Origin of the sequence: Leifsonia virtsii (assembly GCF_030433675.1) — a bacterium.
GTDB classification, from domain to species: Bacteria; Actinomycetota; Actinomycetes; order Actinomycetales; family Microbacteriaceae; genus Leifsonia; species Leifsonia virtsii.
In genome coordinates this window covers 193,622-219,353 of record NZ_JAROCB010000003.1, presented here as the reverse complement: position 1 = coordinate 219,353, position 25,732 = coordinate 193,622, and the positions used below count along the sequence as shown (strand labels likewise).

The window sequence follows — 25,732 nt, the reverse complement described above, 5'->3', positions numbered from 1 at the left end:
GCCCAGCTCGGACGCATCGGGTGCACCACAAGCCTCAACACGATGAGGAACCTAGAGAAACGAAGGAGCAAGATGACAATCGCCAACCACTTCAACACGTTGAGTGCGGCCGGGATCCGTGACGGAGAACTCACCATCAACAAGGCCGCGCCGGTCACGGCGACTCCCGCGCTGGTGGGCATCATCGCGGTGACGGTCGTCACGTCTGCGGTCGGCGGCGCCCTCGGTGCCGCGGCCGCCGGACGTTAGGCACGCCAGATATCTCCGGCCCGCAAGCACGGGAGCGCCTTCGTCCGCTGGGCGGAGGCGTTCCCGTCTAGCCAGACTGAGCGCGCTCCGTGCCAACGGGCTGTCGTGGACCGGTGAGTAAGGCACAGCCGCATTCACGTGGGTCGATCAGCTGCCGCACGGGGATCTCGAGCACGTTGGCAAGGCGAACCACGGTGCTCACGCGGGGAGACTGGTGGCCGCCTTCGATCCTCGCGACAGTGCCCGGACCCAGTCCCGCCCGCGCCGCCAAGTCCTCTTGAGAGAGCCTGCGGTCCATTCGAACTTGACGAAGTCTCTCGCCGAGACCAGCGGCCGCCTGTTCGTTCCCTTCGCGCAGCACTTCGCGCCGTGGGGTGGCCGCCGTCATCGTGACTTGCCGCGCCATCGAGCATCCCCTTCCCGTGGAAGCACGATCCCACATCCAGCATCCGCTCGCAGAAGGCCTCGGTGGGCGGGAGTTTCGTGGGTGGGCCGCCAGCGCCACAAACCCGGGCGCCCCGGATCGTCGCTCAGGGTGAGGATGGGCGCATCTGGACACCATGTGGTCATCGCGCGTGCTGGCGGCCGGCTCAGGGTCGGCGCGCGCGGGTGTACTCGGAGCCGGTCGGGGTGCGGGCGACAAGGCCGGCGTCCACGAGGTGGCGGCGGAGGGTGACCGGGTCGTCGGCGAACCGGGCGAGACGCTCGGTGAGGTCGCGCTCGCCGACCGTCTCGCCCGCCGTGAGCACCGCATCCGCGACGTGCGTGAGCAGGGCGGCCCGGTCGGCGGAGCCCGAGGGGAAGCGATCGATGCGCCCGTCCGGGCGCAGGAACCGGTCGACGCCGTGCGGCCGGGGGCGCGCCGCAGCCGACGCGGCGAGCAACCGGCGCAGGCGCGTGTCGTCCACCCGGTAGCCGCCCCCGTCGTCGCGGCCGGCCAGCCCCGCGGCCTCCAGCAGCGCGAAGGCGCGGCGCTCGCGTGCGTTCGCGGGCGGTCCGCTCTCACCGAGCACGAGACGCGCCCACGCGGCACGGGCATCCGCGTTCGCCAGCGCGGCGATCACCGGGCGCCAATCCGCATCGTGTTCCATGCGTCCACTCGCCCGATGCGCCCGGTCAGCCGTCTTTGCGCAGCTGCTGCAGCAGCTCGGGCGCACGGGCGTCGAGCAGGCGACCGCCGAGGCGCACGCCGACGACGAGCAGCACGATGCCGAGCACCACGCCCGCGGCCAGGCCCAGCCAGCCCCACACGGCCTCGCGGGTGACCAGGGACACCACGAGCAGCACGATCTCCGGCAGGCACAGCACGGCGATGACGCCCCAGGCGGCGAAGGTCGGCCCGATCAGGGAGATGTTCGCGCCCGGCCGCGAGCGGAACGGGTTGTCGCCGGGCTCCGGCACCGGGAACACGAAGCGCGCCGAGGTCACCGAGCACACGGCGGCGCCGCTGAGCAGCATCCCGAGCGCGAGCCCGAGGAGGCCGGGAGCGGGCAGCCAGTCGCCCTCGACCGCCGCGGCGCCGAGGGAGAGGATGGCCACCGCGGGTATGCCGAAGGTGAGCATCGCCGCCGCGCGCCCCCAGCGGTCGGCCCGACCAGGCACCGCCTTCGACACGTGCAGCGCGAACGCCGTGGAGTCGTACGAGACATCGGCGATCATCCCGATCCCCAGCGCGAACGCGACGACGGGGCCGGCGGCGAAAAGGTAGCCGTTCGAGTGGTTGATGCTCGAGTAGAACAGCATCACCGCGGGCAGCAGCGGGATGACGAGCAACTGACGCAGGTAGCGCGGGTCCCGGAACCAGTAGGTCAGGCAGCGCGCGGCGATCGCACCGGCCTGGGTGCCGGGCAGGATGCCGAACAGCCCCGACTTGCCCGGCGCGCGCACGCGCGCGGACGCCCGCGTCGGCGTCACGAGCGAGCGCTCGAGCCCCCAGCGCCACACGAACCACAGCACGACGAAGGTCGCAACCGCGATGAGCAGCCGCAGCAGCGCGCCGAGCGGATCGCCCGCGGCGACCGCTCCCGGCACGGCCCACACGGCGCCGAGCGGAGACCAGCCGAGACCCGCGGCGACCGAGGGCAGGGCGTCGGCCGACGAGCGCAGCCCGCTGGTGATGCCGATGATGATGGGGCCGGCCAGGATGAGGGGGATCAGCACGAGCAGACCGCTCGCCTCGCGGAACCGGCGCCCGGAGGCGAGCCCGCTCGCGATCGACGTGACGGCCCGCGATACCACGATGCACGTCGCCGCGCCGAGCACCCCGGTCAGCAGGGCGACCACCGCGACTCCCGGCGACCGCAGCCAGGGCAGGGCGGTTCCCAGTGAGGCGATGGTCGTCGCCGCGCCGGCGACGCCGACCGCGCCGCTCAGCAGCATCCCGATCATCAGCGGGCGCATCGCGATCGGGTAGACGGCCAGGTGGCCTGGGTCGAGCGTCTGCTCCACACCCGAGAGCAGCAGCGGGAGCACGGCCCAGCCGAGCACCGCGGCCGACCCGGCCAGCACCACGGCGGTCGTGGCCACCTCGGCGGGGGCGAACGACAGGCCGACGAGCGCGCCGAGCACCACGATGAGGCCCACCGCGCCGTACAGCGCGCCGATGATGACGGCGACCAGCTGACTGGTGCTTCGGCGGAACGAGTTACGGAGGACGAGCAGCCGCAGCCTTACGAGTGTCGCAACCACTCCGGCCCCTCCCCGACGCGGCGGCCGCCGACCAGCTCGACGAAGCGGTCCTCGAGCGTGGAGCCGGCACGCACGTCGTCGACCGACCCGGCCGCGACCACGCGTCCGGCGGTGATGACGGCGACGTGGTCGCACATCCGCTCCACCAGGTCCATCACGTGCGACGAGACGACGACCGTGCCGCCGCCGTCGACGTAGGTGCGCAGGATGTCGCGGATGTTCGCCGCCGAGACCGGGTCGACCGACTCGAACGGCTCGTCCAGCACCAGCACCCGGGGCGCGTGCACCATGGCGGCCGCGAGCGCGATCTTCTTCGTCATGCCGGCGGAGAAGTCGACGACGAGCGTGCCGCCGGCGGACTGCAGGTCGAGCAGCTGCAGCAGGTCGGCCGTGCGCTGCTGCGCGGTCGGCCGGTCCATCCCGCTCAGGAGCCCTGCGTACTCCACCAGCTGCTGCCCGGTGAGCCGGTCGAACAGGCGGACTCCGTCCGACAGCACGCCCACCATGGCCTTCGCGACCAGCGGCTGATGCCACATGTCGACGCCGTGGATGAGCACCTCGCCCGCATCGGGACGCAGCAGACCGGTGGCCATGCTCAGGGTCGTGGTCTTGCCCGCGCCGTTCGGGCCCACCAGCCCGTAGAAGCTGCCGGACGGGACGTCCAGATCGATCCCATCCACTGCGATCTTCTCGCCGAACCGCTTGTGCAGCCCGCGGATCCTGATCGCGAGGCCGTCGTCCTCCGCCACGCGCACCCCCTCACGTTGTCGTCTGTCCGGCCAGCCTACCCGTGCACCCCCACCGTCGAGTCCGCGAAGACTGCACGCGACACGCCGGGCGGGCGTGCAGTCTTCGCGGACTCGACGGTGGGTGGGTGGGGTGCGGCACGTCGTGCGCCCCTGGTCGCATCCGCCGTGCCGCATCCCGTGGGCGGGGGAGGGAACGCCCGCCGTGGGGTCATCCGGATCGGGGTCGCGATCGGATCGGCGGATGCCCCCTTTGTGAGGGGTCTCCCAGGTTGCGGGATGCGGTCAGCGCCCGAGCGGCCCCGCGTACGCCCGCGCCTGCAGCGGCAACGCCATCGCGGCACCGTATGCCGCGACCGCCTCGCGCAACCCCTCGGCAGCGGCCGGCCGGAAGCGGTAGTGCAGCGTCCCGGTGAACTCCTGCCGCGCCTGGAAGTTGGTGAAGTGCAGGTTGTTCATCACCCAGCTGTCGATGTGTCCGCCGACGGGTTCCAGCGTTCGCGACCACTCGCCGGTGCGGATGCCGCCGAGCTGCACGAGCGGCGCATCCACCGCGCCCCACAGCACAGCGCCTCCGTCTCCGCGGACGCCGACCGCGTGCTGGATCGAGTACCAGTCCTTCGACGTGTCCGGCAGCTGCTCCGTCTCCGGGGCGAACACGGCGCCGGCGGTCTCGACGAGGAACTCCGGCCGGCCGACCGCGAACGGGAAGGCGACGAAGACGCTCTCCGGCCCGAACCGCTCCGGCTTCGCGATGTGCACCGCCAGGTCGATGTCGTCCAGCTCGCGGAACAGCCTGAGCGTGTGGACGGCGGTGAGGCCGGGCAGCCCGCTGGTCCACCGGATGCGGGCGTAGTCGCGGGTCTCCACCACCTGTGGCTCGTCCGTCGAGGAGCCGTGCGAGCGGTCGAACGCCGGGCCGGGGAACGCCGGGTTGAAGTTCTTCGGGTTCTCGAACACGGGATGCGCGCGACCGGCATCCGAGACCGTCTCCACGACGACCGCGCCCAGGCCGTGCGGTGCACCCGCATCGACGAGCTCGCGGCCGTCGGTCAGGTCGACCAGCGACACCAGACCGCCGCGGGCGGGGTCGACGGTCGCGCGGTAGCGGCCCGCCTGCACGGTGGTCCCGGCCGTCGGCTCCGGCTCGGGCTCCGGGACGGGCAGCACGACCGCCGACTCCGGTGGAACGTCCGCCACGAGCGTCACGCGCCGCGTCCCGGCGACCTCCGCCTCGACCGCCTCGCGGCGCGGACGGTCGGTGAGGTTGGCCACCAGCACGCCCTCGACGGGCACGGGGTCGGCGCCGGACGCCGCCAGCCGGTACAGCGCCTCGACGTTCAGGTCGCGCGCCAGATCCCAGGCGCCGTAGGCGAACGCGGCCTTCGCGTTCCAGTGCGAGTGGCTGAAGTGCGAGTGCGGCTTCGAGTAGGTCTCCCACGAGCCCCAGGTGTGCTCTCCGAAGAGCAGCAGCTCCTCATCCACCCGGTCGAACGCGGCGGCGAGCTCGGCGTCGCCCCGGAGTCGCGCGGGGCCGCGGCGGTAGCCGAGCACGGTCGCGAGCGCGGGGTCGCCCTCGCCGCGCCCCGCCGCGATGCGCAGCGCCTCGCGAGCCGACCGGGCGAACCGGCGCGCCTCGCGGTAGACGGCCACCTCGCGCGCGGTGGAGCCGTGTCCGTGCGACCACCAGTCCGCCCACTCGCCGCGCAGCACCGGCAGGTCGGCCGGCGCCTGCGCGGCCAGCGCATCCATCGCCGTGTCGATCGTCGACGTCTCCATGGGCCGGTCGGGGTGGCGTTCGTTCCAGTGCCGGACGACGCGGGTGAACAGCGCGGTCGGCCAGCGGTTGTCGTTGCCCGCGTGCACGACCGCGGTGTCGAACGGGTAGTCGTCGCGCGCGTCCAGCCGTTCGACGAACGCGTGGATGCGCTCCTCCGCGAGCTCCACATCGGCGTCCACGATGCCCCACTCCTCGCCGAAGCCGTAGTGGGTCGACAGCAGGGTGAACACGCGCCGGCCCGAGGGCGCCTCCCACCAGAACACGCTCGGCTGCTCCAGCGGGGCGCGGCCGTGGTCGGGGTTGAGGGCCATGACCAGGCGGTCGATCCCGGCGTCGAGCATCGCGTCGGCGGCGCCCCAGGCGATGCCGTTGACGTCGCCGTGCTGCTCGGTGCGCACCGGGATGCCGGCCTCGCGGATGCGGCCCAGCGCGCGGTAGGCCGCCTCGAACTCGGGCAGGTCGGGCAGCTGCGTCATGTTGAGGTAGCCGCCGGTGACCGCGAGCGTGCCGTCGGCGACGAGGGCGCGCAGCGCATCCACGTCGCTCGGGGCCGCTGTGCGGAGGAAGTTCAGCACCGGCCGTGCGGCTTCGAAGGTCCAGCGGAAGCGGTCGGGCGCGGAGGGTGCGGCGGTGTCGGCGGCCGCCAGGCGGAGGACTTCGCGGACGATCTCCGCGTGCATCCCGTCGATGATGCGGGGGCTGTTGGTGTAGCCGACGTCGTGGTGGGTGTGTCCGAGCAGCAGGATCCGGCGGATGCGGGACATGGGGGCCTTCCTGGAGGCGGGTATGGCATCGTTGCCATAAAACCCTAGGGCTTGAGAAGCATCCGGTTCAAGCGTACAAAACGATCACGTAACGAAAACGGGTTCCTGATACCCGATCCCCTTGTGTTGAGCCTCACCGCTGCATTAGCGTGCGATGTGGGAAGGTTTCCACACTGCCGCCCCCCGAACCCCGGCAGCAGGGGATCCCGTACCTCTTCGCACGGGCGAGGACGCCCGCCGCGACACCACTGAAGGGAAATCAGATGAACAAGAGGCACACCGCCCTCGCCGCGCTGGCCATCACCGCGTCGGTGGCGCTCCTCGCCGGGTGCAGCTCCAGCGGCGGCAGCTCGTCCGGAGGGGACTTCTCGAAGGACGCGAAGGGCCAGCTCAACGCCTGGGGCTTCGACAACGCCGACGACGTCGGCACCTCCCGACTCGACTACGCCAAGAGCCAGCTGAAGAACGTCCAGATCAAGATCGACCAGACCCCGTTCGACGCGCAGAAGTTCACCACCCGCGTCGCCGGCGGCAACGTCCCCGACGTCGTGCAGATGGACCGCCAGTTCGTCGCGACCTACGCGGCGCAGGGACTCATCCAGCCGCTCGACCAGTGCTACTCGGTGAACAGCGTCGACCCGAAGAAGCAGTACTACGGCTCGGTCGTCGACGACATCACCTACAAGGGCAAGATCTACGCGGTGCCGCAGTTCTACCAGCCGCCGGCGATCATCACCAACGAGCGCGTGATGAAGGCGGCCGGGGTCACCGACGCCGACATCGACACCTCCAAGCCGGACACGCTCGTCGCGGCCGTCAAGAAGATGTACAAGGCCTCCGGCGGCAACCCGAGCGTGCTCGGCTTCGACCCCCAGGCCAGCGGCCAGGCCGGTCTGTGGCTGCTCGCCTACGGCGGCCAGATCATCGGCTCCGACGGCAAGCCCACGCTCGACGACTCCAAGAACGAGAAGGGCCTCGAGGTCCTGAAGCAGATCACCGACGCGCAGGGCGGCTACGCGAAGATGAAGAGCTTCACCGACTCGTTCGACATGTTCGGCGAGAACAACCAGTACGTGAAGGACCAGGTCGGCGCCGAGGTGAACGCCCAGTGGTACGTCAACGTGCTGACCCCGTTCGTCGACAAGGTGGAGATCGGCGCGGTGCCGTTCAAGGACAGCTCCGGCCAGCCGTTCACCGTCGCCTCCGGCACGTCGTTCGTCATCCCGGCCGGCGCCAAGAACAAGGACGCCGCGTGCGCCTGGGCGCTGAAGCTCACCAGCGAGCAGGCCTGGGAGGCCGCGGGCGCCGCCCGCGCCAAGACGCTGACCAAGACGCCCGGCGCGATCAACACCGGCCTCTTCACCGGCTCCCCTGAGGCGGACAAGACGCTGCGCGAGAAGTACGTGAAGCCGTCCGGCAACGAGGGCTTCGACAAGGCCATCTCGACGTACTACGACGTCGTCGGCAACGGCAAGTCGTTCGGTGCGTCGCCGGCCGGCCAGCAGATCCAGACGGAGCTGCAGAACGCCATCCAGTCGTACCTTCTCGGCAACAAGTCGGCCAGCGAGGCCCTGAAGGACGCGCAGGCCGCGGCCCTGAAGGCCTACCAACAGTCGACCAAGAGCAGCAAGTAACCCGCGCTCCAAAGGGGCGGCCTCCCACCGGAGGCCGCCCCTTTCGCGCGCCCGCGGCCCCGCCCCCCGCCGCCCCCGCCCGCCCCGCCCCGCCGAGTTGCACGTTCTGGTGGCTATTTCGGCCGGATAGCCGCCACAAGGTGCAACTCAGCGCCCGGATGGTGGGTCAAGGGCGGGGAGCGGACGGAGGGGCGGGGAGGTCGGAGACCTCGCGGGCGCCGCGCAGCGCGCGCCAGAGCACCGCGGGGGCCGCCAGCAGCAGTGCGCCGGCGGTGAGGAGCGTCCCGCGGGCGCCGATCGCGTCGCCGAGCACGCCGCCGACGATCGCGCCGAGCGGGAACAGCCCCATCACGACCACCTGCATGGTGGCGTTCACGCGGCCGAGGACGCGGTCCGGGCAGAGCTGCTGCCGCACGCTCACCTGCGTTATCGCGTACACGATCTGGCCGAACTCGCCCGCGGCGATCCCGGCGACGATCAGCAGCGTCCACCATCCCGGCTGGGCGAACGCCCCCAGCAGCGACAGCGGGGCCGTCACCGCGAGCGACAGCCACACGATCCGCGCCTCCCCGACCGCGCGGGACAGGCGGGTCGTGAATGCGGCGCCCACCATCACCGTCACGGAGCCCGCGGCGATCACCACGCCGATGAGGGCGGGTGAGAGGCCGAGAGTACGGGACAGGAACACCATGTTCACCGCCGACGCCATCGCGAACGAGAAGTTGCTCAGCGCGCTCGCCACCGCGGTCGCCCGCAGCACGCGCGACCGGAACACGACGCCGAGACCCTCGGCGACCTCCGCCCGCAGCCGCCGCCGCGCAGAGGGAGCCGCAGGCGAGTCCTCCCGCGCCCGGATGCCGAGCAGGCACAGAGCCGAGACCGCGAACGTCCCGGCCTGGATCAGCACCACCGCCGCCGCACCGATCAGGGACACCAGCACGCCGCCCAGCGCCGGGCCGGCCACCTGACCGGACGCCCGGACGAACTCGAGCGACGAGTTCCCCGCCAGCACCCGGTCGCGGCCGATCACGGCAGGTAGATAGCTGCGGTAGCCGACGTCGAAGAACACCCGCGCGACGCCGGCGAGCAGCGACACGACGAGCAGCTGCGCCATGGTCAGCATCCCGAACACCGCGGCGAGCGGGATGCTGAGCAGCAGCACCGCGCGCACCACGTCGCTGGCGACGAGCAGCGGCCGCCTCCGCACGCGGTCGACCCCGGCCCCGGCGGGCAGGCCGATCAGGGCGAACGCGAGAGTGGAGGCGGCACCCAGCAGCCCCACCTCGAACGCCGACGCGTGGAGGCTCACGACGGCGAGCAGGGGAAGTGCGACGCCGGAGACCTGCGCGCCCAGCTGGCTAGTGGTCTGCCCCACGAGGAGCAGGCGGAAATCGCGCGAGGCGAAGAGAGAAGGGGATGTCACGACGTGGTCTTTCGAGTCCGGAACAGGTGGTCCTCCCACCCGCCGGCTCGATGCGAAATCGTCGCTAGGGGGGTTAAACGCTACCGGCCGCGGCGGACGATGTCCACCGCGGCCGGCATCCGGTCCGGGGTCAGCCCTTTCGGCCCTGGGTCGCGACGCCCTCGATGAAGTACCGCTGGCCGAAGGCGAAGAGCAGCAGCATCGGCAGCGTCACGATCAGCGCGGCGACCATGACGTACTGGTAGTCGCCGTGTCCGCCGTTCGTCGGGCTGAACGTCGTCATCGCGTACGAGATGCCGAGCGGGACCGTGAAGCCCTCGACGCCTCCCGCGTTCAGGTAGATCAGCGCCGCCTGCAGGTTGTTCCAGCTGGCCTGGAACTCGAACAGGAAGATGATGATGAACGACGGGATGCTGAGCGGCATGGCGATCCGGGTGAACAGCTTCCAGTAGCTGGCGCCGTCGAGGCGGGCCGCCTCGAACAGCTCACGCGGGAGCCCCATGAAGAACTGCCGCTGCAGGAAGATGTAGAACGCCGACCCGAACAGGTTCATACCGAACAGAGGGAGCCACGTGCCGATCAGGCCGAGGTTCTTCCAGATCAGGTACTGCGGCACCATCGTGACCGCGCCGGGCAGCATCATCGTCGCCAGCACCAGGCCGAACAGCAGCGTGCGGCCGGGGAACTTGAAGTACGCGAACCCGAACGCGACGATCGAGCTCGAGATGGCGACCAGGCCCGCGGCGAGGATGGCGATGATGACGCTGTTGCCGATCCAGTTGAGCAGCGGGAGCTGGTTCCACACCTCGACGTAGTTCTGCGGGGTGAAGGTCTTCGGCCACAGGGAGTTGTCGAACACCTCCTGCCGCGGCTTCAGACTGGCCGCGAGCAGCCACGCGAACGGGTAGAGGAACAGCAGGCCGAACCCGATGGCGAGGATCCAGAGGACGATCTTGCCGATGACGGTCTTCGGCTTGTACCAGCGGCTGCCGGCGGGCTTGTCGCGGCGGGTGGTGGGCTTCCTGCCGCCGTCGGGGCCGGTGGCCTCCAGCTCGGAGGCGAGCGCGGCCGCGGCCGGCGCGGACTGGGTCGCGGACGACATCACTTGTCTCCTTCGTAGTAGACGAGGCGGTTGCTGACCTTCACCTGGATGAGCGTGATCAGCAGGATGATCACGAACAGCAGCCAGGCCATCGCGGCGGCGAAGCCGAAGTTGAACTGGCGGAACGCCTGCTGGAACAGGTACACGCCGTAGAACAGCGACGAGTCGGGGGAGGCGTTGGTCTGATCCCGCCAGAACAGCAGGTACGCCTGGTCGAAGACCTGCAGGGCGGCGATGGTCAGCACGACGACGTTGAAGAAGATCGCAGGCGAGATCATCGGGATGGTGATGGTGAAGAACTTGCGGATGGCGCCCGCGCCGTCCAGCGATGCCACCTCGTAGAGGTCGCGGGGGACGTTCTTGAGCGCGGCGAGGAAGATCACCATCGTGCCGCTGACGCCCCACAGGGTCATCAGGACGATGGACGGCTTCACCCAGTTGGGGTCGATCAGCCACTGCGGGCCCTCGATGCCGAAGATCGCGAGGAAGCGGTTGATGGCTCCGGTGTTGCCGTTCAGCAGCAGCAGGAAGATGGAGGCGGTCGCGACCGCCGGCGTCATCTTCGGCAGGTAGTAGATCGTCCGGAACGCTCCGGCCCCGCGGCCGACCCAGTTGAGCAGGAGGGCGAGGAGCAGCGCGAAGATGATCTCGAGCGGCACCGCCATCACGGCGTAGAAGAGGGTGTTGCCGAGCGAGAGGGCGACCTTCGGGTCGTTGAACAGCTCGGCGTAGTTGTCGAACCCGGCGGGGCTCGCGCTGTTCGTCGCAAGGTTGTAGTTGCTGAACGAGATGAACAGGCTGTACAGCATCGCGCCGAGCGTGAACACCAGGAAGCCGATGATCCACGGGCTGATGAAGAGGTAGCCCGCGATCGCCTCTCGCCGGTTGTACTTCGTGCCGCGCTTCTTCGCGGGCTTGCGGTCACCCGTTCGGGTTCTGCTGCGCGACGCGTCAGTGAGGACGGCCATCACCGGCCTCCTTCTGGAGCGTCATCGAGCTCGGTGATCCTCATCGCCACCCTTTCGATCCGTCCCCCGCCTTGGTCGGCGCGGTGTGGCATCGTTACCACATAGCAGCGACTATAGGTCCTCCCGAGTGCGCCATGCAACCGCGCCCAGGCCATTCCCGGGCGGGATGCCGGCGGGGCCCGGCGGAGAACCCGTCTGAAGCTATGGGGGCGGTGCCGACGGGGGAATTGCCTTGTGCCGCGCACGGTACACCCGTGCGCCCCCGCCGTCACCGGCACGCCGAGGGTCGGCCGCCGCGCGGACGCGGTCCGCTTCCGTCGGAGATTCGAGCGGTCGAGCGCCGAATCCCCGACCGGAGTCAGCCAGGCAGGAGATTCGAACGTTCGACCGCTCACCTGGCCGCCCCGCTCGCGAGACAGCGCCGCCGTCCGAGTTGCACCTCGTGGCGGCTATTTCGCCCGGATAGCCGCCACGACGTGCAACTCGGCGGCCAGGCGGGAGGGCAGCGGCCAGGCGGGAGGGCAGCGGCCAGGCGGGAGGGCGGCGGCCGGGCGGGAGGGCAGCGGCCAGGTGGCGGCGCGCACTAGGGTGGATTCGCCGGGCGTCCGGCGCTCCGGCGCCCGTGGGAAGGGTGCCATGATCGAGAACGAGGCGGACGGGGTTCCGCGGCGCGCGACGCTGAAGGATGTCGCACTCGCCGCGGGGGTGTCGCAGTCGACCACATCCCGTGCGCTGAGCGGCGAGGGGTATGTCGCCGCCGGGGTCCGCGAGCGGGTGCTCGCCGCCGCCGACTCGCTCGGGTACGTTCCGCACGCGATGGCGCGCAGCCTCCGCAAGCAGGACAGCCGCACCATCGGCGTGCTCGTCTCGGACCTGCGGAACGCCTTCTACGCCGACCTCGCCGCCGGCATCGCCGCCCGGGCCCGCCGCGAGGGCTACACGATGATGCTGGTCGACGACCAGGGGTCCACCGAGGCCGAGATGGATGCGGCCAAGGCGTTCGTCGCCACGCGCGTCGCCGGCGTGGTCGTCACGCCGCTGTCCGGCGACGTCACCGATTACCTGCTGCGCCAGCACATCCCCGTGATCGAGGCCGACCGGCAGTTCTCCGCGGGCAAGTGCGACGCGGTCATCATCGACAACGCGGGTGTAGCGCGCCGGATGACGGACCACCTCATCGACCTGGGCCACCGCCGCATCGCACTGTTCATCGACGAGACGACCTGGACCACCGGTGGCGAGCGCGCCGCCGGCTACCGCAGCTCGCTGGAGGATTCCGGCATCGCCGCGGACCCGTCCTTGGTCATCGCGGCCGGCTGGGACGCGGACGGCGCCCGGAAGTCGGCGATCGACATCCTGGCCCGCCGCGACCACCCGACGGCGATCTTCGCCGCGAACAACCTCCTCGCGGAGGGCGTCTGGCGGGCGACGAACGACCTGGGGCTGCGGATTCCCGAGGATGTCAGCGTCGTCTCGTTCGACGACTCCGAGTGGATGAGCATGGTCAGCCCCGGCATCACCGCCGTCGCGCAGGACGCCGTGTCGCTGGGCGAGACGGCACTCGACCGGCTGCTGCGGCGACTGAAGGACCCGGCCGCCGAGCCCGAGACGATCGTGCTGGAGGCGCAGGTGCTGCCCCGCGGGTCGACCGCGGCCCCGCGCGCGCTCTAGCCGCCGAGCGGACGGGCGGATCGCCGGCCGAGGGCCGACTATCGCCGGGGTGGAAACGATCCCATATTTGCGGCAGGATGACAGCGGCGAAAGGACCGACGCTGACCACCCCAACGCACGAATCCCCCGAGACCGGACTGGCGGTCGCGATCGACGGCGGCAACTCCAAGACCGAGGTCGTCGTCCTGGCCGAGGTGCCGGGAGGCGCGCTCGAAGAGCGGGGGCGCGCGATCGGGCCGGGCAGCGGAGCCGGACCGCAGGCCGTCGTCGCAGCTGTCAGCACGGTCCTCGCGGAGCAGAAGGTCGATCCCGCCCGGGTCGTCCGCGTGTCCGCCGCGATCGCAGGCCTCGACCTCCCCGGCGACGAGGTCGGCCACCGGGATGCGCTCGCCGGGCTCTTCCGGAACGCGCGCATCGACGTCGCGGGCGACGCGGTAGCCGTGCTGGACGCCGGGGCCGGCCTCGGCCACGCCCTCGCGATCGTCAGCGGCGCCGGTCTGAACGCGGTCGCCCGCGGCCCGAAGGGTCTCGCCACGGTCCCCGCGCTCGGCTGGGTGAGCGGCGACTGGGGAGGGGGCGACGAGCTCGGCCGGGAGGCCGTCCGCGCCGCTGCGCGCGCCGAGGACGGCCGCGGACCGGCGACGAGGCTGCTCGAGCTAGTGCTCGCCGCGACGAGCGCCTCCGACGCGGTCGACCTCGCCCGCCGCATCCGCGACGGCGTCGTCTCCCCGCGCCAGGTCGGCGCCCTCGCTACGGTCGTCGCCCGCGCGGCGGCCGACGGGGACGCCGTCGCCGCCGACCTCATCGCCCGCGCCGCGCGCGAGGCCGGGGGGATCGCTGGAGTCGTCGTGCGCGGGGCGTGGGGCGCAGCGGCGATCCCACCCGGCACCCCCGCCGTGCTCGCCGGCGGCATGTTCGCCGACGACCGCTTCCGCGCCATCGTCTCCGACGCCCTGCGCGCCGACGGTTTCGACCCGCGCCCGCTCGCCTTCCGGCCCGTCGACGGGCTGGTGCGCGCGCTGCGCGAGGAATCCGCTTCCTGATCCACCCGAGTACGAAAGGTCCTGCCATGAAGATCACCGTCATCGGCGCCGGCTCCACCTACACGCCCGAGCTCGTCTCCGGCCTGTGGAACGAGCGCGAACGCCTCACCGTCGACGAGCTGTGGCTGATGGACGTGGACGGCCCGCGCCTCGAGATCGTCGGCGGCATGGTGCGCAGGATGCTGGCCCGCCAGGGCGCCGAGGTCCCGGTCACCCTCACCACCGACCGCACGGCCGCGATCGAGGGGGCGGACGCCGTCCTCATCCAGTTGCGCGTCGGCGGCCAGCAGGCACGGCTGCAGGACGAGCTGTTCCCGCTCGCCTGCGGCTGCGTCGGCCAGGAGACGACGGGCGCGGGCGGTCTCGCCAAGGCGCTCCGCACCGTCCCCGTGGTGCTCGACATCGCCCGCGAGGCCCGGGAGCGCGCCAACCCGGGCGCGTGGATCGTCGACTTCACCAACCCGGTCGGCATCAACACGCGCGCGCTGCTCGACGACGGGCACAAGGCGATCGGCCTGTGCAACTTCGCGATCGGCGTCCAGCGCTGGATCGCCCGCGAGCGCGGGGTGGAGCCGCACCGCGTCGAGGTGGACCCGGTCGGGCTCAACCACCTCTCCTGGGTGCGCCACATCCGGGTCGACGGCGTGGATGTGCTGCCCGGGATGATCGAGGAGCGCGCCGACGACCTCGGCCGGCGCGGCGGCGTCCCGGCCGAGCTGATCCGCGACCTGGGCGTGCTGCCCTCCTATTACCTGAAGTACTACTACACGCATGACGCGACGGTGGCGGAGATGCGCGCCTCGACTCCGCGCGCGACCGTCGTCGCCGACGTGGAGCGCGAGCTGCTCGCCCTCTACGCCGACCCGTCCGTCGACACCAAGCCGCCGCAGCTGGAGGCGCGCGGCGGCGCGTTCTACAGCGAGGCGGCGACCGCGCTGCTGGCGTCGCTGGTGGCGGGCACCGGCGACAATCACGTCGTCAACGTGCGCAACCGCGGGCTGATCCAGGGCCTCGCCGACGACGACGTGGTGGAGACCCTGTGCCGAGTGGATGCCTCCGGCGCCACCCCGCTGCCGCAGGAACCCGTGGCACCCGAGCTGCTCGGCCTCATCCAGCACGTCAGCTCGTACGAGCGGCTGGCCGCCCGGGCCGCGGAGACCGGCGACCGGCGGCTGGTGCGGATGGCGTTGCTCGCCCATCCGCTGGTCGGCCAGTGGGATCGGGTGACCGCCCTGGAGGAGGGCCTGTTCGCGACCGGAGGCGACCTCCTTCCGCAGTTCGCCGCGTCGGCGGGCCGATGACGCGTTCGGCTGAGGTCGTCGTCTACGGCGCGACGTCCGCGGGCGTGGCGGCGGCCGTCGCGGCGGCGGAGGCGGGCGCCTCCACCCTGCTGGTGGAGCCGGGCAGGCACCTCGGCGGGATGACCTCGGGCGGGCTCGGCTACACCGACGTCGGCGACGTGCGGGCGCTGGGAGGTGCCGCTGCGCGCCTGCGGGCCGACATCGCCGAGCACTACGGGGTCGCGCCCGGGCGGTACGCGGGTCCCGAGCCGCACGTCGCCGAGGCGATCTTCCGCCGCTGGCTGGAACAGGCGGGCGTCGACGTGCTCTTCGACGCGCCGCTGCTCGGCGTCGAGACGGCCGAGGGACGCGACGGCCGCGAGCTGCGTGCCGCGACGGTCGGCGGGGGCGAGCGCATCGAGGGCGCCCTGTTCGTCGACGCCGGGTACGAGGGCGACCTGATGGCGGCGGCCGGGGTGCCGTACCGGGTGGGACGCGAGGACCGCTCGCAGCACGGCGAACGCTTCGCCGGCCGGCAGGAGCTGCTGCCCGGGATGCACGCCATGCCGCCGTGGGTCTCGCCGTTCGCCGGCGATCCGACCGGGCGCACGGAGGGTCCGGTCCTCGCCCAGCTGCACGACCGTCCGCTCGCCGCGCTCGGGGAGGGCGACGGCGGCGTGATGTCGTACGGGTACCGGGTGTGCCTGACGACGGCGGCGGACCGCATCCCGTTCGATCGGCCGGAGGACTACGACGAGGCCTACTGGGAGCTCGCCCGCCGGCTGTTCGCGCGCGACCGGCGCGAGGGGGTCGAACGGACCGCCGGGCGGATGCTCGGTCTCGAGCCGAACCTGCCGGGCGGGATGGCCGACGGCAACTCGCTCGGACCCGTCTCGCTCAGCGTGCTCGACGGCTCGGCGTGGGAGTATCCGGACGCCACGGCCGAGCGGCGGGAGCAGCTCCGGCGGCACTACCTCGCCCACACCCGCGGCTTTCTGTACTTCCTCTCGCACGACCCGGCCGTGCCGGCGTCGATCCGCCGCGAGCTCTCCCGGTGGGGTCTGCCGCGTGGCGAGTTCGCCGACACCGGGCACCTGCCGCACCAGCTGTACGTGCGGGAGGCGCGGCGGACGGTGGGCGAGCGCGTCCTGACCGAGCACGACCTGCTCGCCGGCGCCGTGCCCGCCGACACCGTCGCGCTCGGGTCGTACCACATCGACATCCGCGAGGTGCAGCGGGTCTGGCGCTGGGTGTACGAGCATCCGGAGCCCATCGGAACGGTGTTCACCGAGGGGTACCTCTCGGTCCCGGTGCCGATCTACGGCATCCCGTACGCCTCTCTGCTGCCGAAGCGTGCCGACGCCGCGAACCTGCTGGTGCCGGTGTGCCTGTCCGCCTCGGCTGTCGCGTTCGCGTCGGTGCGGATGGAGCCGCAGTACATGATGCTCGGGCAGGCGGCGGGGACGGCTGCGGCCATGGCGGTGTCGGCCGGAGCGGCGGCGCACGACGTGCCGATCGACCGCCTGAGGGAAGCGCTCCGTGCGACCGGACAGGTGCTGACGCCCGCATAACCACGGTCCGATACCGGTGTCAATCCCCCTGACACGAGAGGATTTCCGTGCCCCGATCCGGCACTATGAGGGAATGGGAAAACTCGTCTACGGGGCCGGCCAGGAGTACGACCTGGACGACCGCGTGCTCAGCCACGTCAAGCTGGCGATCGTCGCGAAGCTCCGGCGGCACGAGAGTTTCCTGCTGAACTGGGATGTGCCGGTGGAGCAGGGCTCCGGCCGGGTGTCGCTCTGGATCAGCCGCGAGGTCCCACTGTCGTTCCAGTTCAGCGGGAGCCGCCCGCCCGCCATCAACCCGCAGTGGCTCGAGGCGCTGATGCACACCTCGCAGCGCACCGGCGGCATGGTGATCATGCAGGAGGACGAGGTCGCCCGGCATCTGCCCTGACGGGCGGACCGCGGTGTTCGTCCGCACCTCTGAGGCGGCTCGTCAAGCCCCTCCTTTCGGGGAGAAGCGGCTCTAGCTTTGCCTGTATGGGCGAGATGACAGCGACGGCGGTCCTGATGATGCTGCCGCGGCGCGCACGGACGCCCGTCGCCGTGCTGATCGACGGGCCGGTTCCGTCGTCGCTGCGACTCGACGTGTTCGGCGGCCGTGAGCTCTTCGTGCGGATGCGGCGCGGCCCCGGTGCGCACGGCGTCGCCGAACCGTACCGCGAGCAACCGCGCGACGACTTCCCCGTGGAGTCCGATCCGGCCGTGGTGGTGGACCCCGGACGCTTCGAGCAGGCGCGGTTCGCCTGCTCGGCCTCGGTGTTCGGCGCGACCGACGTCGTCGTCTTCGTGCCGCTCGACGCGGACGGCGCGCCGCCCTCCCGCGTGCGGGTGCCGATCCCCTCTCTCGACCGGCCGTCGTGGCACGAGTTCGAGCTCGTCTCGCGCACCCGTATGGAGTGCCGATATCGCGTCGCGGACAAGAGCGACGCCGTTCCGACCGGAGGTTCCCGTGCTCTATCAGCTCTTTGAGGTCGAGCGGCTGCTCGACGACGGAGCGGGGCTGTACGTCCGCTTCTCGGCCGGCTACGCCGCCGACGTGGAGGCCGGCTCGGTCGACGCCGAGAGCGGGCTGCCGCTGCCGGGGCTGGCAGCGCATCCGCTCGATCCCGAGCCGTGGTGGACGCTGCCTCGCGGCGAGTGGATCGCCCGCCAGCTGACGCGCCTCCCGGCGCCGCGGCACGCGCCGGTGGACGGCGCACGACAGGAGCGGTTCGCGTGGCTCCTGCGCGGCAGACGGGCCGGAACGGGGCCGGAGGGCGAGGCCCTGGTCGCCGATGTGGAGGTGGTCGGCCGGCTCGCCGAGTGCCTGATCGAACAGGCGGACCAGGTCTGGGGTGCGCGTTTCGACGCGGTGCTCGGCCGACGGGAGGCGGAGCAGGTCGCGGTGGCGCATGCCTGAGCGGGTCGACATGGAGGGTGCCGGCTCCGTCGTCCGGGTGGACGCGGCGGCCGTGCTGCAGCTCATCTCCGACGGTCCCTCCGGCGGGACCGCCATCGTGCTCCGGCGGCCGGAGGCGCCGCCGTTCGTCGTGATGGGCGACGACTCCGCCGAGGGCTTCTCGCGGCTGCGTCGCGGCGCGATCGCCTACGGAGTGCCGGAGCTGTACCAGGCGCTGCCGCGCGACATGATCCGGGAGGGCCATATCCTGCACGTCCGCGAGGACCACGCGCCCGCCCGTGTGGACAAGGGCGGTTCGGTGTTCGGCCCGATGCCGGAGAAGCTGTGGGTGCCGCTGAACGACGACGGGCGTCCGTTCGAGCGGATGCGCATCCCGATCCCGTCACTCGAACGCCCGGCGTTCGTCGAGTTCGTGCTCGGGGGCGACGGCGACCTGCTCGACTACCGGCTGGACGGCGAGGCCAGGATGGGCGACGGCTACATCTGCCCCTACTGCGGCAAGCTGTGCCCGCAGAAGGAGCCGCACACCGCCGCGCACGGGGTCGCAGGCCACACCCACGCCGGGGTCGCCGCCGGACAGGACCAGGAGCCGCCGCCGCTGACCGGCCCGTTGGAGCTCGGCCACCCGGGCTCCGGATCGCAGCTGTGAGCCGCGCCCTGCGGCTGCTGGTGTGGCAGGTCCACGGCGGCTGGATGGACGCGTTCGTCCGCGGGCGGCACACCTACCTGCTGCCCGTCGATGCGAACGGCGACGGCGGCGTCGGCGCGCGCGACTGGCCCGCGAACGTGGTCGACGTGCCGGAGGCGCGACTCGCGGAGACGCCGTTCGACGCGGTCGTGCTGCAGCGGCTGGAGGAGTTCGACCTGGTCGAGCGGCTCACCGGCCGACGCCCGGGCGTGGACGTGCCGGTCGTGTTCGTCGAGCACAACACTCCGCAGGAGGGCGTGCCGCAGTCGCGTCACCCGCTCGCGGACCGGTCCGACGTGCTGATCGCGCACGTCACGCACTTCAACGCGCTGTTCTGGGACACCGGCTCGACGCGCACGCGCGTGATCGAGCACGGCGTGATGGACTACGGCAACCGCTTCACGGGCGAGCTTCCGCGGGCGGCCGCGGTCATCAACGAGCCGGTCCGTCGCTGGCGGGTGACGGGGTCGGACCTGCTCGGCGGGTTCGCCGCGGTGGCCCCGGTCGACGTGTTCGGGATGCAGGCGGACGGTCTCGCCCAGGCCCTCGGGGTCGGGCCGGACCGTGTCGTCGCCGCGGGCGACCTGGAGGCGCCGCGGCTGTTCTCGGAGGTCGGCAGGCGCCGCGTGTACGTGCACCCGAACCGCTGGACGTCTCTCGGGCTGTCGCTGCTGGAGTCGATGACGGCGGGCATCCCGGTGGTGGCGCTGGACACGACGGACGCGCGGCGGGCCGTGGTGCCGGGCGTCGGCGCGATCTCGACGGACCTCGTCGAGCTGCACGACGCCGTGCGCGCCTTCGTGGACGACCCGTCCCGCGGCGCGGAGGCGGGCGCCCGCGGGCGCGAGTGGGCGCTGGAGCGCTTCGGTCTCGCGCGGTTCCACTCCGACTGGGACGACCTCCTCGCCCACTGGGTCGCCTGACCGGCGGGCCGCGGTCAGTCGCGGGCGTCGCGGAGGGCGCGCTCGGCCTCGCGGACGGCGCGCTGCGCGTCGGTGAGCCGCGTCCGCAGCGAGCGCTCCGCGGCGCGGGCCTCGGTGAGGTCGTCCACCACGCGCTGGAGCTTCCGCTGCAGCCGGTCGCGCTCGGCCTCGAGGTCGCCGCGGCGGTCGACGGTGTCGTCCAGCTCGTCCTCGGTCGCCTCGGCGTCGGCCTTCGCGCGCTCCACGTCCTTCTCGGCCGCCCGGATGCGCCGCTGCCGTTCCCGGCGCTCGCCCGGCGTCTCGGCAGGCTCTGCCGGTTCTTCCGCCTCGGTCGCCTCCGCCGGCTCGGCCGCCGCCGCCTTCCTCCGTCGCGGGTTCGGCGCGGGGAAGTCTTCCACCTCCACCGGCAGCGCCACCGCGTCCGACACGTCCACCTGCTCCAGGCCTGTGGCCTCGAGGGCGCGCACCAGCATCCCGCTGCGCACTGCAGCTGCGGCGGCCGGGTCGATCACCGCGGCCTGCAGCGTCTCCTCGACCTCGCGCTGCACGGCCGGGCTGAGGTCGAGTCCGTCGGTCGCGCGCTGCAGCAGCCGCTGCCGCTCCTGGGTGAGCGCGCGGATCTCGGCGCGGTCCCGGGAGGCGAAGGCGTCGCGCATCCGGGAGCCGATGTCGAGCACGTCGCCGACCAGATCGGGATGCTCGCGCACCAGCGCATTGATCGCCGCCGCCGAGGCGGAAGGCTTGCGGAGCGTCTTGATCTGCTTCGCGGTCGGCTTGTCGGCCTCGGCCGCGGCCGCGTTGCGCTTCGCGATGAAGTCGGCGGGCGCCGCGGCGTACAGCTCGCCTGCGACGTCCCGAAGGTCCATGCGGCGAGTGTACGCGCGGCGCGGCGTCCGCTCAGTGGTTGCGGAGCTCCTTCACGAGCTCGCCCTTGTTCTTCTTGGAGTAGCCGCTGAGGCCCAGCTCCTTGGCGCGCTTCTTGAGCTCCGGCACGGTCCAGTCCTCGTACGAACCGGAGTCGCCGCCCTTGCGGCCCACGGGCGAGCGCCCGCGGGCCGCGGCGGCGTTGGAGATGCGAGCCGCCTTCTGCTTCGAGTCACCCTCGTCGCGCAGCTTCTCGTAGAGCTCCCGGTCTTTCAGCTGGGGCTGCTTGCCTGGCATGTCCGCTCCTTCCGTTGCTGGCAGGAACGGTACGCCCGGTGCGTGCCGATGTCAGGCGGGTGTCAGGCCCGCGGCGCCTTCGATGCGCGGACCGCGGCGAAGTACTCGCTGGACGGGCGCAGCCAGATCAGCACCAGCGCCACGACGGTCGCGGCGAACTGAAGGAAGCCGACGCCGTAGCCGGCGAGGACGTTCAGCAGCGACAGGGCCGTGAGCACGGTCAGGACGATGCGGGCCCAGTTGGCGCCGCGGCGCATGAAGTACGCGAACAGCACGAACACCACGGCCCAGAAGATCAGCGTGACGATCGCCCAGATGGTCGCGGCGGTGATGATCCCGTCGACCAGCGCCTGCGCGTTCTGCCCATTGGCGTTCGGCGAGTTGCGGATCTGCTCGAGGGCGGCGTCGCGCGTCCCCCCGATGGTGGCGATCGTGATGATGCCGCTCACGACGCTCAGCACCGCGCCGACCACGTACAGCCAGAACGCGATGTTCACCGTGCGGGGCGGCTCGCCGACGGTCACCGGGGCCGTGGGGGCGCCGCTGCCGGCGGGCGGGTAGGTGGGCGGCGGAGGGGCGGTCGGGAGGCCCTGGTCGGCGGCCGGTGCGGCCGGCGCCGGCGCGGCCGGGGAGGCCGGCTCGGGTGCGGGCGGCGGGGTCGTCGGCTCGCCTGCCCCCGTGGGTCCGGCGGGGCGCGGCGTGCTCTCGTCGTCTGGAGTCGTCATGCGGCGACCCTACTCCCGCTGGGAAGTTCCTGACTAGGGTGCAGAACTCTCGGGAGCCGGTGCGAGCGGCTGCGTGGCCGGTCCCTCCAGCACCGAGCCGTCGGGGGCGAAGCGGGAGCCGTGCAGCGGGCAGTCCCACGACAGCTCCGCGTCGTTCCAGCGGACGACGCCGCCCAGGTGGCTGCAGACCGCGGTCAGCGCGCAGGTCACCCCGTCGACCGTCGAGACGCCGACGGGCGTCCTGCCGCGGCGTCCCACCGTCCCCGTCCCCTCCGGGACGGGCTCGTCGCCGAGCTCCTTCGCGGTCTGCGCCGATGCCCACTCGCTGATCGCCGCTTTGCCGACGCCGGCGTTCATGGCGACCCCGGAGGCGATGTCGACCGGACGCGTCACGCGGTGGTGCAGCACGCGCGCCCACTCCAGAGTCTCGCCGGTGAGGTCGGCGGTCAGGCTGAGGGCGGACGCGATCGCGTTGGTCATGCCCCACTTGTCGTAGCCGGTGGCCAGGTAGACGCGGCCGCGACCTCGGGGCAGCCAGCCGACGAACGGCACGCGGTTCGCCGAGCGGTAGTCCTGCGCCGCCCACCAGTGCGTGCGCTCCGCCCCGGGGAACATCCGCTCCGCCCACTCCGTCAGGTCCGCGAGCTGCTCCGCGGCGGAGTCCGCGCGCCCGACCGGGTGCCCGTTGCCGCCGACCAGCAGCAGCTCACCGCCGTCGGCTGCCGTCGCGGTGCGCAGCGACCGCGTGGGCGAGTCGGCCGACAGGTGCATCCCGCGTGGGATGCCGCCGGGCACGCGGAACGCCGTCACGTACGATCTCGTGGGCTCCACCTTCGCGAAGTAGAGGCCGCGGTCCAGGATGGGCGTCCCGGTCGCGAGGACGACCTGGTCGGCGCGCGAGGTGCCGGAGGTGCTGGTGACGATCGCCGGCTTCGACGCCGACACGTCGGTCACCCGCTCGCCTTCCACGATCCGGCCGCCGAGCCGGCGGAGCTCCGCAGCCAGGGCGGCGAGCACCCGCAGCGGATGCACCTGCGCCTGCCCCGCCAGCGTGAGCGCGCCCTCCACCTCGAACGGGAGCTCGGCGGTCCGCTCCTGGGCGACGTCGAGGCCGGCCACGCGGGCGGCGGCGACCTCCGCATCCAGCTTGTCGAGGCCGTCGAGGGTGGTGGCATAGGTGACGGCGTCGCGCACGTCGAACGGCACGCGCTGCTCTTCCAGGAAATCGAGCAGCCAGCCCTGGCCCGCGGTGTTGCCGTCGACGTAGGCGCAGAGCACGGAGTCGGAGGCGTGCCGCCGGATGGACGAGAGTGTCGTGCCCTGCAGCAGGCTCACCTTGCCGGTCGTGTTGCCCGTGGTGACGGCGCCGACGGTCCGCGCCTCCAGTACGAGGACGCGCATCCCGGAGCGCGCGAGCATGAGCGCGGTGGCGAGCCCGGTCAGGCCGGCGCCGACCACGATCGTGTCGTACTGCCCGTCCCACTCGAAGCTGTCGGTGGCGATGGGTGGGGAGGTCTCGAGCCAGAGGGACGTCGTCGGCATGGCAAGAGCATCCTCCCGCCGGGCCACCGTGGGAAGCGGTTGACTTCGGGCCGATTCAGGCGGCTTCAGGCCAGCGAGTCGAAATCGAACCAGAACGCGTCGTCGTCGTCCTCGCCGCTCGCCGCTCCGGAGGAGACCGGATCCCGCGGGATCGTCGCGGTCTCGATGCGGACCTTGGTCTGACTGGTCACGAAGATCTCACTCGGCGGCCTGCTGGACTGCGAGATGTTGACGAAGTCTCCGTCGCTCCGGCTGGCCTCCACCACGGCGGCCTTGAGCTCCTCGACGGGGGCGCGGTCGACGAAGGTGAATCTCAGGTCGTCGATATAGACGTGAAACACCTGCATTACCTCTCCCCGGTCGTCGCTTTCTTGGCTGATAGTAGGCGGACTGAGAGGTTGTTCCAGCCCGACCGCACATCCGGCCGGATTTCAGAGCAGGTCTATGTCGACGTCCGCGATGTCCTCCGTGCCGTTCTCCACGTACGTCGCGCGCTGCGGTGCGAGCGCCGCGATGCGCTGCTCGAACTCGGCCACGAAAGGCTCGTCGCGAAGCTCCTGGCCGTCGAACGGCTCGTCCTCGGCCAGCATCTGACTCGCCGGTCCGAGGAGGAGGAGGACCTCGCCCGCCGCGCCGCCTTCGGTCACAGCGGGGGCACGCACCTCGGCGGCGGAGTTGTTGTGCGCGAGTGCGGCCCCGAAGCGCACGAGGACATCGGCGATGTCGTCTCCTGTCAGCAGGGAGCCGCTCGCGTAGTGGATGCGCTTCATGCACCCACCCATACATCACCTGGGCGTCTCGTCAAGGAGGGCGGCCGATCCCTTGCAGATCATGCGGGGCGCGCGTTCACTTGCGCAGCATGACCGATGACACCCGCCCCCTGTCCGCTCTCGCCCTCGTCTGCACGCTGAAGCCGTCGCCCGGCGAGTCCAGCAGCCAGCTGCTCGCCCGCCAGGTGCTCGACGAGCTCGCCACCCACGACGTCACCGGGACCGCGGTGCGGCTGGCCGACTACGACATCAAGCCCGGCGTCGAGCTCGACGAGGGCGACGGCGACCAGTGGCCGCACATCCGGGAGCAGATCGTGGCCTCCGACATCCTGCTGATCGTCACGCCGACGTGGATGGGGCACCTCTCCTCCATCGCGCAGCGCGCGCTCGAGCGCCTCGACGCCGAGCTGTCCGAGACGGACGACGCGGGCCGGCCGGTCGTCGAGGGCAAGGTCGGGATCGTCGGGGTGGTCGGCAACGAGGACGGCGCGCACGCGATCATCGCCGATCTGTTCCAGGGCCTCAACGACGTCGGGTTCACCATCCCGTCGCAGGGCGCGACGTACTGGAACGGCGAGGCGATGGGGTCCGTCGACTACAAGGACCTGGACGAGACGCCCGAGGCGACCGCGAGCACGACCGCCGTCGTCGCGAAGAACGCCGCCCACCTCGCCCGGCTGCTCCGCGAGCGCCCGTACTGAGCCTCCGGCCGCCCGCGGCTAGCATGGCCGGGTGCCGACACCCGAGCCCGAGATCGTCGCGCGCCTGCGCGCGGCGGGATGCGTCTTCGCCGAGGACGAGGCGCGGCTGCTGACCGAGGCGGCGGCCTCGCCGGAGGAGCTGGAGGCGCTGGTCGCCCGCCGCGTCGCGGGGGAGCCGCTGGAGCCGCTGCTCGGCTGGGCGGAGTTCTGCGGGAAGCGCATCCACGTCGATCCCGGCGTCTTCGTTCCGCGCCGCCGCACTGAGCTGCTGGCCCTGCGTGCTGCGGCGCTCGCCGCGGACGCCGTGGTGCGCACGGGCGGCGCCACCGTGCTGGACCTGTGCTGCGGCGCGGGTGCCATCGGCGCGGTCGTCGCCGCGCGCGTTCCCGAGGCCGAGGTGTTCGCGGCGGACATCGAGCCGGCTTCCGTGCGCTGCGCCCGCCGCAACCTCGATCCCGCGCACGTCTTCGAGGGCGACCTCTTCCAGGCGCTGCCCGCGACGCTCCGCGGCACGGTGGATGTGCTCGCCGTGAACGCGCCGTACGTCCCGACCGAGGCGATCGCCCTCATGCCGCCGGAGGCCCGCGACCACGAGCCGGCGGTGGCGCTCGACGGGGGCGACGATGGTCTCGACGTGCACCGCCGGATCGCCGCGGAGGCCGCGGACTGGCTCTCCCCGGGCGGCGCGCTCCTCATCGAGTCGAGCGCCGAGCAGGCCCCCGCGTCCGCCGCGCTCTTCGCCGCCGCCGGCCTCACCGCGCGCGTCCACTCGACCCCCTCCCGCGCCTCCACCCTCGTGCTGGCCCGCCTCCCGCACTGACCCCCGCCGTCGAGTCCGCGAATACTGCACGGCCCCACGGCCTGTCGCGTGCAGTATTCGCGGACTCGACGGCGGGCGGAGGGAGGG

27 protein-coding genes are annotated in these 25,732 nt (G+C 72.1%); 13 read left to right on the top strand and 14 right to left on the bottom strand.

Annotation, left to right across the window (positions count from 1 at the left end):
- Positions 1-72: 72 nt before the first annotated feature.
- Complete coding sequence (locus P5G59_RS11920; RefSeq protein WP_301219162.1) at positions 73-249, top strand: hypothetical protein; 177 nt, start codon at positions 73-75, stop codon at positions 247-249.
- Positions 250-316: 67 nt separating this feature from the next.
- On the opposite strand, the gene P5G59_RS20780 is transcribed toward P5G59_RS11920, so the two are convergent.
- From P5G59_RS20780 to P5G59_RS11900, 5 genes are all read right to left on the bottom strand, one after another.
- A complete protein-coding gene (locus P5G59_RS20780; RefSeq protein ID WP_363324688.1) occupies positions 317-637 on the bottom strand; it encodes a helix-turn-helix domain-containing protein in 321 nt (106 codons plus the stop codon).
- 202 nt (positions 638-839) lie between these two features.
- Entirely contained in the window at positions 840-1,340 is a 501-nt protein-coding gene (locus P5G59_RS11915) for a DUF2087 domain-containing protein (RefSeq protein ID WP_301219160.1), read from the bottom strand.
- A 25-nt stretch (positions 1,341-1,365) separates the two neighbouring features.
- Positions 1,366-2,937, bottom strand: coding sequence for a transporter (locus P5G59_RS11910; RefSeq protein ID WP_301219159.1), 1,572 nt, complete (start codon positions 2,935-2,937; stop codon positions 1,366-1,368).
- Positions 2,919-3,692: an ABC transporter ATP-binding protein gene (locus tag P5G59_RS11905; RefSeq protein WP_301219158.1), complete on the bottom strand. Its 774-nt coding sequence runs from the start codon at positions 3,690-3,692 to the stop codon at positions 2,919-2,921. The genes P5G59_RS11910 and P5G59_RS11905 overlap by 19 nt, the downstream gene beginning before the upstream one ends.
- A 276-nt stretch (positions 3,693-3,968) precedes the next feature.
- The gene (locus P5G59_RS11900; RefSeq protein WP_301219157.1) at positions 3,969-6,227 is read right to left on the bottom strand and encodes a glycoside hydrolase family 38 N-terminal domain-containing protein; all 2,259 of its coding nucleotides are present in this window, start codon (positions 6,225-6,227) and stop codon (positions 3,969-3,971) included.
- A gap of 263 nt (positions 6,228-6,490) precedes the next feature.
- Here P5G59_RS11900 and P5G59_RS11895 point away from each other — a divergent pair, with 263 nt between their 5' ends.
- The gene (locus tag P5G59_RS11895; RefSeq protein WP_301219155.1) at positions 6,491-7,861 is read left to right on the top strand and encodes an extracellular solute-binding protein; all 1,371 of its coding nucleotides are present in this window, start codon (positions 6,491-6,493) and stop codon (positions 7,859-7,861) included.
- 166 nt (positions 7,862-8,027) lie between these two features.
- Here the strand turns inward: P5G59_RS11895 and P5G59_RS11890 are convergent, their stop codons facing one another.
- The 3 genes from P5G59_RS11890 to P5G59_RS11880 all read right to left on the bottom strand — a co-directional run bounded on the left by P5G59_RS11890 (position 8,028) and on the right by P5G59_RS11880 (position 11,354).
- Positions 8,028-9,284: an MFS transporter gene (locus P5G59_RS11890; RefSeq protein WP_301219153.1), complete on the bottom strand. Its 1,257-nt coding sequence runs from the start codon at positions 9,282-9,284 to the stop codon at positions 8,028-8,030.
- Positions 9,285-9,414: 130 nt separating this feature from the next.
- Entirely contained in the window at positions 9,415-10,386 is a 972-nt protein-coding gene (locus P5G59_RS11885; protein ID WP_301219151.1) for a carbohydrate ABC transporter permease, read from the bottom strand.
- Positions 10,386-11,354, bottom strand: a complete 969-nt coding sequence (locus tag P5G59_RS11880; protein WP_301219149.1) for a carbohydrate ABC transporter permease — start codon at positions 11,352-11,354, stop codon at positions 10,386-10,388. Before P5G59_RS11880 ends, P5G59_RS11885 begins: the two co-directional genes overlap by 1 nt.
- Before the next feature lie 636 nt (positions 11,355-11,990).
- On the opposite strand from P5G59_RS11880, the gene P5G59_RS11875 reads away from it, so the two are divergent.
- The 9 genes from P5G59_RS11875 (at position 11,991) to P5G59_RS11835 (ending at position 19,926) form a co-directional block, all read left to right on the top strand.
- Positions 11,991-13,025: a LacI family DNA-binding transcriptional regulator gene (locus tag P5G59_RS11875; protein ID WP_301219147.1), complete on the top strand. Its 1,035-nt coding sequence runs from the start codon at positions 11,991-11,993 to the stop codon at positions 13,023-13,025.
- Between the two features lie 77 nt (positions 13,026-13,102).
- Positions 13,103-14,068: a BadF/BadG/BcrA/BcrD ATPase family protein gene (locus P5G59_RS11870; RefSeq protein WP_301219145.1), complete on the top strand. Its 966-nt coding sequence runs from the start codon at positions 13,103-13,105 to the stop codon at positions 14,066-14,068.
- A gap of 26 nt (positions 14,069-14,094) precedes the next feature.
- Positions 14,095-15,369, top strand: a complete 1,275-nt coding sequence (locus P5G59_RS11865) for a 6-phospho-beta-glucosidase (protein WP_301219143.1) — start codon at positions 14,095-14,097, stop codon at positions 15,367-15,369.
- The gene (locus tag P5G59_RS11860; protein WP_301219141.1) at positions 15,366-16,919 is read left to right on the top strand and encodes an FAD-dependent oxidoreductase; all 1,554 of its coding nucleotides are present in this window, start codon (positions 15,366-15,368) and stop codon (positions 16,917-16,919) included. The genes P5G59_RS11865 and P5G59_RS11860 overlap by 4 nt, the downstream gene beginning before the upstream one ends.
- A gap of 73 nt (positions 16,920-16,992) precedes the next feature.
- Positions 16,993-17,307: a DUF7882 family protein gene (locus P5G59_RS11855; protein WP_175338597.1), complete on the top strand. Its 315-nt coding sequence runs from the start codon at positions 16,993-16,995 to the stop codon at positions 17,305-17,307.
- 86 nt (positions 17,308-17,393) lie between these two features.
- A complete protein-coding gene (locus P5G59_RS11850; RefSeq protein ID WP_301219138.1) occupies positions 17,394-17,885 on the top strand; it encodes a hypothetical protein in 492 nt (163 codons plus the stop codon).
- On the top strand, positions 17,866-18,315 hold the full coding sequence (locus P5G59_RS11845; protein ID WP_301219137.1) for a DUF6098 family protein: 450 nt from the start codon (positions 17,866-17,868) through the stop codon (positions 18,313-18,315). The genes P5G59_RS11850 and P5G59_RS11845 overlap by 20 nt, the downstream gene beginning before the upstream one ends.
- A complete protein-coding gene (locus P5G59_RS11840; RefSeq protein WP_301219135.1) occupies positions 18,308-18,964 on the top strand; it encodes a hypothetical protein in 657 nt (218 codons plus the stop codon). The genes P5G59_RS11845 and P5G59_RS11840 overlap by 8 nt, the downstream gene beginning before the upstream one ends.
- Positions 18,961-19,926, top strand: a complete 966-nt coding sequence (locus P5G59_RS11835; RefSeq protein WP_301219133.1) for a glycosyltransferase — start codon at positions 18,961-18,963, stop codon at positions 19,924-19,926. The genes P5G59_RS11840 and P5G59_RS11835 overlap by 4 nt, the downstream gene beginning before the upstream one ends.
- 14 nt (positions 19,927-19,940) lie before the next feature.
- Here P5G59_RS11835 and P5G59_RS11830 read toward each other — a convergent pair whose 3' ends face one another.
- From P5G59_RS11830 to P5G59_RS11805, 6 genes are all read right to left on the bottom strand, one after another.
- Positions 19,941-20,792, bottom strand: a complete 852-nt coding sequence (locus P5G59_RS11830; protein ID WP_301219131.1) for a hypothetical protein — start codon at positions 20,790-20,792, stop codon at positions 19,941-19,943.
- Between the two features lie 31 nt (positions 20,793-20,823).
- On the bottom strand, positions 20,824-21,087 hold the full coding sequence (locus P5G59_RS11825; RefSeq protein WP_301219129.1) for a DUF7218 family protein: 264 nt from the start codon (positions 21,085-21,087) through the stop codon (positions 20,824-20,826).
- Positions 21,088-21,149: 62 nt separating this feature from the next.
- Positions 21,150-21,812, bottom strand: coding sequence for a hypothetical protein (locus tag P5G59_RS11820; protein ID WP_301219127.1), 663 nt, complete (start codon positions 21,810-21,812; stop codon positions 21,150-21,152).
- A gap of 33 nt (positions 21,813-21,845) precedes the next feature.
- Complete coding sequence (locus P5G59_RS11815) at positions 21,846-23,354, bottom strand: FAD-dependent oxidoreductase (protein ID WP_301219125.1); 1,509 nt, start codon at positions 23,352-23,354, stop codon at positions 21,846-21,848.
- Between the two features lie 65 nt (positions 23,355-23,419).
- Complete coding sequence (locus P5G59_RS11810; protein WP_301219123.1) at positions 23,420-23,701, bottom strand: hypothetical protein; 282 nt, start codon at positions 23,699-23,701, stop codon at positions 23,420-23,422.
- Between the two features lie 84 nt (positions 23,702-23,785).
- Positions 23,786-24,124 (bottom strand): hypothetical protein, encoded by a 339-nt coding sequence (locus tag P5G59_RS11805; RefSeq protein ID WP_301219121.1) that lies wholly within the window; start codon positions 24,122-24,124, stop codon positions 23,786-23,788.
- Between the two features lie 89 nt (positions 24,125-24,213).
- Here P5G59_RS11805 and P5G59_RS11800 point away from each other — a divergent pair, with 89 nt between their 5' ends.
- The gene (locus P5G59_RS11800) at positions 24,214-24,825 is read left to right on the top strand and encodes a flavodoxin family protein (RefSeq protein WP_301219119.1); all 612 of its coding nucleotides are present in this window, start codon (positions 24,214-24,216) and stop codon (positions 24,823-24,825) included.
- A gap of 31 nt (positions 24,826-24,856) precedes the next feature.
- A complete protein-coding gene (locus tag P5G59_RS11795) occupies positions 24,857-25,645 on the top strand; it encodes a putative protein N(5)-glutamine methyltransferase (RefSeq protein ID WP_301219117.1) in 789 nt (262 codons plus the stop codon).
- Positions 25,646-25,732: the final 87 nt, after the last annotated feature.